Here is a 5,056-nt window from a genome sequence, read left to right as displayed (position 1 = left end):
GTCGACGAGGAACTCCACGAGTCCGCACAGGACGCCCACGACCCCTCAGAGAAGGTCACGCCCATGATGCTGACGACGGACGTCGCCCTCAAGCGGGACCCGGACTACCGGGAGATTATCGAGCGCTTCCAGGAGAACCCCATGGAGTTCGGGATGACCTTCGCGAAGGCCTGGTACAAGCTCATCCACCGCGACATGGGCCCGCCGGAGCGGTTCCTCGGGCCGGAGGTTCCCGACGAGGAGATGATCTGGCAGGACCCCGTCCCCGACGTTGACCACGGCCTCATCGGCGACGAGGAAATCGACGCGCTCAAAGAAGAGATCCTCGCGTCGGACCTTTCGGTCTCCCAGCTGGTCAAGACCGCCTGGGCCTCGGCCGCGACGTACCGCGACAGCGACAAGCGCGGTGGCGCCAACGGTGCCCGTATCCGCCTCGAACCGCAGAAGAGCTGGGAGGTAAACGAGCCCGAAGAACTGGAGACGGTGCTTGAGACCCTCGAGGAGATTCAGGAAGAGTTCAACGGTTCCCGGTCCGACGGGACGAGAGTTTCGCTGGCTGACCTCATCGTGCTGGGTGGCAACGCGGCCGTCGAGCAGGCGGCCGCGGAGGCCGGCTACGACGTGGAGGTCCCGTTCGAGCCCGGACGCACGGACGCCTCACAGGAGCAGACCGACGTCGAATCCTTCCAGGCGCTTCGGCCCAAGGCAGACGGCTTCCGGAACTACATCGACGAGGAGGAAGCCGACCGCACGGCAGAAGAGCTGCTGGTCGACAGGGCAGACCTCCTCACGCTGACGGCCCCCGAGATGACGGTGCTGGTCGGCGGCATGCGAGCGCTGGACGCGAACCATCAGGATACGGACCTCGGGGTCTTCACCGATCAGCCGGAGACGCTGACCAACGACTTCTTCGAGAACGTCCTCGACATGCGCTACGAGTGGGAACAGGTGTCGGAGAACGTCTACGAGCTACGCGATCGTGACACGGATGAAGTCGAGTGGACGGGCTCCCGCGTGGACCTCATCTTCGGCTCGAACTCTCGGCTTCGCGCCATCGCTGAGGCCTACGGAGCCGACGACGGTGAGGAGAAGTTCGTCCAGGACTTCGTCGATGCATGGGGCAAAGTGATGCATCTCGACCGCTTCGACCTCGAGTAAGCCCGGGAAGGCGTTTCGGGTTGTCGACTCGGTTTACGACCGTCGAACGCTCACCGAATTTTTCAGGCTCGTTTGCTCGGATATTCGCGAGGCCGGAGCGGCCCGTCAGTTGTGTTGCTCGACGATCTCGGCCGTCGCGAAGGAGTCCTGCACAGAGTCGATTTCGATGTCGACCGAATCGGTGGGGTCAGCCTCCGGGACGAAGATGACGAACCCCTCTATGTAGGCGATACCGTCGCCTTCGTCGCCGAGTTCCTCGATCTCGACGTAGTGGGATTCACCTTCCTCGACCGGAGCGGTATCGGATTGACTCATGGTATCAAATGACACTCCACTGGTGGGCCTACGCAGGAGGGGCCCTTCAAACCTGTCGCCGGGCCGGAGCCGTAGCTATCGGAGCGTCGCGTAGAGTAGAGAAAGCGGATTCAGAGGTCCTGCAGCGCGGAATAGAAGACGAAGCCGAGCGCGAGATGCTGTTGCATCGCCGTTTCGATCTGCTCGCGGGCGGTCTCGGCGTCGTTGATGCGGTACTCCTTGGTCCGGACCAGTTCGTGCATCTCGAGAACCTCCTCGTCTTCGAGGTCGTGGAGTCGGGGGTAGACCGTCCCGGGGCTGAGGCGAGCGTCGAACAGCGTCGACAGGTCGTCCATCAGGCCCTTTCCGTGGGTTTCGGCGTCCCGCAGCGCCACGAGAACCAGGAGGAGTTCTTCGAGGGAGTGTTTCACCAGGTCCTCCTCGAACTGGAAGGATTCCTCGGGGAACAGCTGTCCGGTAACGCCGTCGACGACGGCCGCCGACCCGGAGGCCTCCTCTGTCAGTTCGACCGAGCCCTCTTCGGTCAGTTCCCGGTACAGCTGTTCGACGGATGCGCCGCGCGTTCCCTCCGCACTCATGTTTCGACCACGGTCGTGTCAACCATACCTTCCTTTCCACCTATACCATCATAAGGGGTGTTCAGCGTTTTCAGGTGTTGAAAACGGCAGCGGGTATTAGGTGTCCGACTAGACGGTGGATAATAGCACCGGGGCGGACTTACCGTTCGAATCGAGCACCGTAACCGACGGTGATTCACCCATCGGGTCGACGCCGTCCGTTACTTTCACTTTCACTCCGGGGTTGGCTCGCCCCTTTAGGACTTCGTGGTGTAGTCGTTCATATGTCAGCAAGTACCCGACCCAGCGAGCCGACGCACAACGGCGTTATCGACGTCAGCGACCTCGAATTCGATCGTGTCCGCCGGTACGCCCGGGAAGCCGACGACGTCTACTTCGAGCGACGCGGCGGCCACACCTTCCTCGTCACAGAGGCGTAACATCCGAGGACGGACAACGGTTTGTCCGACCGGCGCGAATCACGCTCCATGCACGGCGTGGTTCCCGCCGCCGGCCGCGGCACCCGACTCCGACCGCAGACCGACGACCGACCGAAGGCACTGGTCCGCGTCGCCGGCAGGCCCCTTCTGACCCACGTCTTCGAGGCGCTCGTATCCCACGTCGACGGCTACGTCGTCGTTATCGGCTACCGTGGCGACCGGATTCGGGACCACTACGGCGAGACCTACGACGGCCGCCCGATTACCTACGTCGAACAGCCGACCCAGCGCGGCCTCGCTCACGCCGTCCGGCAGGCCGAACCGGTCATCGACGACTCTTTCCTGCAGCTGAACGGCGATAACGTCCTCCGTGGGAACGTCGGCGAGGTGGCCTCCACCCACCGCCGAACCGACGCCGATGCGACGTTGCTCGTCGAAGACGTCGACCGCGAGCGCGCAAAGCGCGGCGGGGTCGTCCGTATCGAAGACGGCGAGGTGGCCGGCCTCGTCGAGAAACCCGGCGACCCCCCGACCACGCTGGCGACGACCGGCTGTTTCGCCTTCTCGCCACGAATCTTCGAGGCCTGTCGGGCTATCGACCCCTCCGACCGCGGCGAGTACGAACTGCCCGACGCTATCGAGTGGTTGCTGAATCACGGCGGCCAAGTCGAGACGGTCGAACTCGACGGCTGGCGCGTCAACGTCAACACCGACGCCGATATCGAACGCGCGGAGGAACGCCTGTGAGCGACGCCGACCGCCTCTACGAACACCTCGCGGCGACCGCCGAGCTACCCGTCGAGCGGAGCGCGAGCAGGTTACTGGGTGAGGCCGAAGCCGTCGCCGACGATCTCCGAGAGGCCGCCCCCGACGTGCAGACCCAGCGGGCGGCTGTCGTCGTGCAGTTGCTGGCGAAGGTCGAGGGAACGGGCAACAGCGAAGCCGACGAGCACGTCGAACGGGCTCGCGCCCTCGCAGCGGAGTTGGCCGACGAGTGACTACGGCGCCAGCATCTCGGTCGTCCGGCGCCGTTCCTCGGCGGTCATCTCGCCGAAGAAGCCGATGCGGACCGCGTCGACGCCGTCGATCGCCTCGTAGCGCTGGAGGCGCTCCTCGGCGGTTTCCCGCGTCCCAACGGCGACCAGTCGGTCGACCATCTCGTCGGTGACCGCGGCGACGGCTGCCTCGCGGTCGCCCTCGGTCCACGCCTCGTGTACCGAATCGGTCGCCGCTTCGAACCCCTGTTCGGCGATCGATTGCCGGTAGTATGGCCCGTAGGCACCGATCATGAAGGCGAGTTGCCGCCGTGCGACCTCGCGTGCGCGCTCGGGGTCGTCCAATACGCAGGAGCGAACGGTGACGGCCACGCGCAGGTCCTCGGGGTCGCGGTCGCCCAACTCGGCACCGCGGCGGAGGTCGTCGAGACGGTCTTCGAGTGCCTCGGGGGTGAACAGTTGCGGGACCCACCCGTCGGCGAAGCGGCCCGCGAGTTCGACGGCTTTCGGTCCGAGGGCGGCCACGTCGACGGGGACCTCGGCAGGGTCGACACCCCGAAGGCTGAGGCCGCCGCCCTCGAAGAACTCGCCGTCGTAGTCGATCCGTTCGCCGCTGGTGACCTGCTTGACGAGTTCGACCGTCTCCCGGAGGCGCCGGAGCGGGCGGTCGAACTCGGCGAGGTGCCACTTCTCGGTCAGGTCCGGCGAGGAAGCGCCCAGACCCATCCGGTAGCGACCGTCGCTGGCCTCCTGCAGGGTGACGCCCGTCTGACCGAGTATCGCGGGCGAACGCCCCCACGGGGAGAAGACGTCGTTCGAGAGACCGATCGTGTCGGTCCGGTCCGCGAGGATGGCCAGCAGCGTGACGCCGTCCCGGCCCGTCACCTCGGGCAGGGAGATGCGGTCGTAGCCGTGGTCTTCGGCGTGGGTCGCCATCGCGGCGACGTCGTCGATGTCGTCCATTCCGCTGGGGACGACGATGTCTCGTTCGGACATGGAGACCACTGCGTCGCGGTCCGTGATAAGGGTCAGGCAGCGTCGAGGCGTTCGTCGTCCGTTTCAGTTCCGTCGTCGCCCCCGTATGCGGGCAACTCCAGCAGGACTGTCGTGCCTCCCTCGTCGACGTCGAAACTGAGGACGCCACCGTAGGATTCGACCAGCCACTCGACCAGCCACAGGCCGATACCCTGTGCGTGGTCGAGTTGGGTTATCTCCCGTTCACCGAGAATGCGCTCGCGGTCGGCCGCCGGAATTCCGGGGCCGTTGTCGGACACCGCGAGGGTGACGAAGTTCTCGGCGCTGCCGTCACGGAGTTCGAAACACACCCGTGGCGACTCGGCGTCACCGTATTCGACGGCGTTGTCGACCAGTTCTCGGAAGACCCGAGTCAGTTTCGAGTCCGCCCGGACGGGGCGGTTCGATGGGATATCCGCGACGATTTCGGCCTCAGGGTAGGTCTCCGAGGCTTCGGCACGGACCTCCGCGACGGTGTCGGCGAGATCGATCTCGTAGTCGGCCGACGAGGACCGTTGGCCGACGATCCGCGCCATGTCGTTGGCCGTTTCGGCCATCTCGCGGAGGGTCTTCGCGG

The 5,056-nt window shown here is 65.4% G+C and carries 8 protein-coding genes; 4 read left to right on the top strand and 4 right to left on the bottom strand.

Features of this window, described 5'->3' with window-relative positions; all coding sequences use genetic code 11:
• Positions 1-1,158 (top strand): peroxidase family protein (locus V5A53_RS12875; RefSeq protein ID WP_332314023.1); only part of this gene is annotated, 1,158 nt, incomplete at its 5' end.
• 105 nt (positions 1,159-1,263) lie between these two features.
• On the opposite strand, the gene V5A53_RS12870 is transcribed toward V5A53_RS12875, so the two are convergent.
• Together V5A53_RS12870 and V5A53_RS12865 are read right to left on the bottom strand one after the other, a co-directional pair.
• Entirely contained in the window at positions 1,264-1,473 is a 210-nt protein-coding gene (locus V5A53_RS12870) for a TRAM domain-containing protein (protein WP_332314022.1), read from the bottom strand.
• Positions 1,474-1,583: 110 nt separating this feature from the next.
• Positions 1,584-2,051, bottom strand: coding sequence for a helix-turn-helix transcriptional regulator (locus V5A53_RS12865; protein ID WP_332314021.1), 468 nt, complete (start codon positions 2,049-2,051; stop codon positions 1,584-1,586).
• 263 nt (positions 2,052-2,314) lie between these two features.
• Between V5A53_RS12865 and V5A53_RS12860 the strand changes: the two genes are divergently transcribed.
• From V5A53_RS12860 to V5A53_RS12850, 3 genes are read left to right on the top strand one after another with little or no spacing between them, the layout of a single operon-like run.
• Positions 2,315-2,470: a hypothetical protein gene (locus V5A53_RS12860; RefSeq protein ID WP_332314020.1), complete on the top strand. Its 156-nt coding sequence runs from the start codon at positions 2,315-2,317 to the stop codon at positions 2,468-2,470.
• Between the two features lie 48 nt (positions 2,471-2,518).
• On the top strand, positions 2,519-3,217 hold the full coding sequence (locus V5A53_RS12855) for a sugar phosphate nucleotidyltransferase (protein WP_332314019.1): 699 nt from the start codon (positions 2,519-2,521) through the stop codon (positions 3,215-3,217).
• A complete protein-coding gene (locus V5A53_RS12850; RefSeq protein ID WP_332314018.1) occupies positions 3,214-3,468 on the top strand; it encodes a hypothetical protein in 255 nt (84 codons plus the stop codon). The genes V5A53_RS12855 and V5A53_RS12850 overlap by 4 nt, the downstream gene beginning before the upstream one ends.
• On the opposite strand, the gene V5A53_RS12845 is transcribed toward V5A53_RS12850, so the two are convergent.
• Both V5A53_RS12845 and V5A53_RS12840 read right to left on the bottom strand, forming a co-directional pair.
• Positions 3,469-4,461 (bottom strand): TIGR04024 family LLM class F420-dependent oxidoreductase, encoded by a 993-nt coding sequence (locus V5A53_RS12845; RefSeq protein WP_332314017.1) that lies wholly within the window; start codon positions 4,459-4,461, stop codon positions 3,469-3,471.
• Between the two features lie 32 nt (positions 4,462-4,493).
• A partial coding sequence (locus tag V5A53_RS12840; protein ID WP_332314016.1) for a sensor histidine kinase occupies positions 4,494-5,056 on the bottom strand: 563 nt, incomplete at its 5' end.

Source organism: Natronomonas sp., assembly GCF_036625485.1.
Lineage (GTDB): Archaea > Halobacteriota > Halobacteria > Halobacteriales > Haloarculaceae > Natronomonas.
This window is presented reverse-complemented; position numbering and strand designations above follow the sequence as displayed.

Bases quoted from the DNA above. Each gene is read 5' to 3' on its own strand.
- V5A53_RS12870 (WP_332314022.1), bottom strand. From the start codon at position 1,473: ATGAGTCAATCCGATACCGCTCCGGTCGAGGAAGGTGAATCCCACTAC.
- V5A53_RS12865 (WP_332314021.1), bottom strand. From the start codon at position 2,051: ATGAGTGCGGAGGGAACGCGCGGCGCATCCGTCGAACAGCTGTACCGG.
- V5A53_RS12860 (WP_332314020.1), top strand. From the start codon at position 2,315: ATGTCAGCAAGTACCCGACCCAGCGAGCCGACGCACAACGGCGTTATC.
- V5A53_RS12855 (WP_332314019.1), top strand. From the start codon at position 2,519: ATGCACGGCGTGGTTCCCGCCGCCGGCCGCGGCACCCGACTCCGACCG.
- V5A53_RS12845 (WP_332314017.1), bottom strand. From the start codon at position 4,461: ATGTCCGAACGAGACATCGTCGTCCCCAGCGGAATGGACGACATCGAC.